Here is a 1,962-nt window from a genome sequence, read left to right as displayed (position 1 = left end):
AAACAACCTTCCTCAAGTTAATTGATGGTTTGATCAAACCGAATTCTGGCACTATCACCCACTCAAGGGGACCGATCAAGTCATCACTGGTATTGCACCATACGCCAATGATTAAGGCCTCCGCTAGAACCAATATTGCGATGGTCCAAGACTCTGATCCTTCTATTCAGTCGAGTGCTATTGATGCAGTTATGGAACAGATTGGCTTAAGCCGTCTTGCGAATAGCCCTGCCCACAAACTCTCGGCGGGAGAAAGACAAAAGCTATGCTTGGGTCGAGCCATATTGCAAAGACCCAATTTGGTGTTACTGGATGAACCTACCGCTAATCTAGATCCCAATACTACGGAGCAAGTAGAGGAGATCATCCGCCAATTTAAGCTTCAAGGATCAGATGTCATCTTTACCTCTCACCAACTTGCGCAAGTACAAAGACTAGCCGAGTACATCATCTTCATTGATCATGGTCGGATAAAAGAAAAAGGACCCGTAGGTCCTTTCTTTGCCGATCCTCAGACACAAGCAGCTAAGCGCTACTTACATCAAGAGTTGCTCTCCGACTAATTACTTTGCAGCTGGCGCTGCAGCAGCAACCGGTGCAACAAATGGAGGTGGCGCTACACAGGCTGCTGGTGCTGGAGTACCGGAAACCTTGTATTGATCTGCAATCTTATTTTGCACTTGGCAAAGCTTGAAAGCCCCAACCTTACCAGCATAAGCCGTTTTAGCCTTCTTTAGATCAGCCTCTGCCTGAGCTTCAGGCGACAGTGGGGGTAAGGCTGCGAAAGCAAAAGCACTTACAAATGAGCAGAGTGTAAAAGCAATGATTTTTTTCATGGCCATGTCCTTATTTATTAATCTTGTCATACCAGAGCTCATGGTGCTCTTTTGCCCAAGTAGCATCAACATAGCCAGTCTTCATGCCGTCGATTGAACCTTGCATACCAATCGTACCGATGTATATGTGGCCCATTGCCATTGCTGTCATCAAAATAGCTGCAGAACTGTGGATGATATTGGCCAATTGCATAGTTCCACGCAAGTATTGGATGTCCATGAATGGCACGATCATATCGAGCACGAATCCTGAAGCAGAAATAATCAAGCCAAGGAAAACCATACCAAACCAGAACCAGAACTTCTCACCAAAGTTAAAGAAACCAGCTGGAATGTGCTTACCAGAGAAGAGTCCACCAAAAGACATCAACCAGGCCATGTCCCCTTCTCCAAAGACGTTCTTACGAACAAAGAGGAAGAAGAAAATCACAATACTTAAAGTAAAGAGTGGTCCAACAAAGTTATGAATGTTCTTGCAAACCATCAAGAAAGAACCATAGGCAGCACCGCCCATCAATGGCATTGCAAAGAACTTACCGTACAAAATTAACAGGCCAGTCAACGCAAGAGCAATAAAGCTAGACGCCATAGTCCAGTGGGTCAGACGATCAAAACCGCTAAAGCGCTTGATCTTCACGCCTGATAAAGGCTCATGTAACTTGATCGAACCTTTAACCGTATACATCGCAATCACACCAAAGAACGCAAGGGCAAGAAGCCAGCCACCGTAAACAGTAATCACACCATTACGGATCAAACGCCATTGTTGACCAGCGCGTTGAATTAAAACGCTCGACTCTTTGTCTGGAATGCTGACGTAGTTGTAAGGGGCGCTATTGGCTGAAGACCAGATGGAACCCTCCTTAGGAGCGGTATTCGCAGGCTGAGATTGCGCTTGAGTTCCATCAGGAATCGCATTGAGATTCTTAGGAAAATCAATTCCGCTTGGCGATGACAAAGGTTGCATTGGCGCACGATCGGCCAGAGCAACCCCGCTTAACAAACTCAGTGAAACGCCCAGAGCCAGGACCCAGGAGCGACTAACACTTGAAAATGATCGATTCATACAAATATCCTTAAACGTTTTCGTTTTATTTATTGTTGTTTAACTGATCACTTAGCGCGT

The 1,962-nt window shown here is 45.6% G+C and carries 3 protein-coding genes; 1 reads left to right on the top strand and 2 read right to left on the bottom strand.

What is annotated here, in order from left to right; all coding sequences use genetic code 11:
• Positions 1 to 563, top strand: a 563-nt coding sequence (locus B7X71_RS15990) for an ATP-binding cassette domain-containing protein (protein WP_293601458.1), incomplete at its 5' end; no start/stop codon positions are given.
• On the opposite strand, the gene B7X71_RS15985 is transcribed toward B7X71_RS15990, so the two are convergent.
• Complete coding sequence (locus tag B7X71_RS15985; RefSeq protein ID WP_293601457.1) at positions 564 to 836, bottom strand: hypothetical protein; 273 nt, start codon at positions 834 to 836, stop codon at positions 564 to 566.
• Between the two features lie 10 nt (positions 837 to 846).
• On the bottom strand, positions 847 to 1,902 hold the full coding sequence (locus B7X71_RS15980) for a formate dehydrogenase subunit gamma (RefSeq protein WP_293601456.1): 1,056 nt from the start codon (positions 1,900 to 1,902) through the stop codon (positions 847 to 849).
• Positions 1,903 to 1,962 lie beyond the last annotated feature (60 nt).

The sequence above is a fragment of the Polynucleobacter sp. 39-46-10 genome, from assembly GCF_002282275.1.
The sequence above is the reverse complement of the archived record's forward strand: the minus strand, read 5'-3'. Positions and strand labels throughout refer to the sequence as shown.

Excerpts from the sequence above, each read along its gene's own strand:
- B7X71_RS15980 (WP_293601456.1), bottom strand. The coding sequence starts at position 1,902 with ATGAATCGATCATTTTCAAGTGTTAGTCGCTCCTGGGTCCTGGCTCTG.
- B7X71_RS15985 (WP_293601457.1), bottom strand. The coding sequence starts at position 836 with ATGAAAAAAATCATTGCTTTTACACTCTGCTCATTTGTAAGTGCTTTT.